The organism is Bartonella sp. MR168JLCBS, from assembly GCF_042194175.1.
Genome location: NZ_JBHIMP010000445.1, coordinates 1 through 657, shown reverse-complemented (window position 1 = coordinate 657; position 657 = coordinate 1). Strand labels below are relative to the sequence as shown.

At 46.3% G+C, this 657-nt stretch carries 1 pseudogene; it reads right to left on the bottom strand.

The annotated features are described in order from the left end of the window. Positions 1 to 657, bottom strand: a pseudogene (locus ACFIK8_RS11875) (ATP-dependent chaperone ClpB); the annotation flags it as partial.

Genomic DNA, 657 nt, shown 5'->3' with positions numbered 1-657 from the left:
TGGATCTTGCAGCCCGGCGCGTGCACGCCGTACGGCGCGGGAAACAGCTTGAACGGCTTCGCCTTGTCCCACCACACGCGTGCTAATTTCATCTTCCATACGTAAAAGTGCCTCTCGCTCTGCCTCGAGCATACGATCAATGGGAATACCAGTCCAGCGTGAAACGATGCGCGCAATATGTTCAGCAGTGACAGTTTCCTCGACGAGATGATTTTGTTGGTCATCATTTTCAGCCATGCTCAATTGTTTTTCAAGCTCAGGAATAACACTATAAGCAAGTTCTCCGGCTTTTTGGAATTGTCCATTACGCTGTGCGATAGCCAAAGCATTACGTGCTTCATCAAGTTGTTTTTTCAAATCGGCAGCATGTCCTAATTTTTGTTTTTCGGCCTGCCAAGCTGTTGTCATTTCGGTAGATTTTTGTTCCAATGTGTTGAGTTCATCTTGCACGATTTTCAGACGTTCTTTTGCTGTTGGCTCCACATCTGTTTTCAAGGCTTCACGTTCGATTTTCAACTGTAAGATTCGCCGATCGATAGCATCGAGTTCTTCAGGTTTCGAATCGACTTGCATGCGCAACCGCGCCGCGGCTTCATCAATAAGATCAATGGCTTTATCGGGCAAAAAACGATCAGTAATATAACGATTAGACAGTCG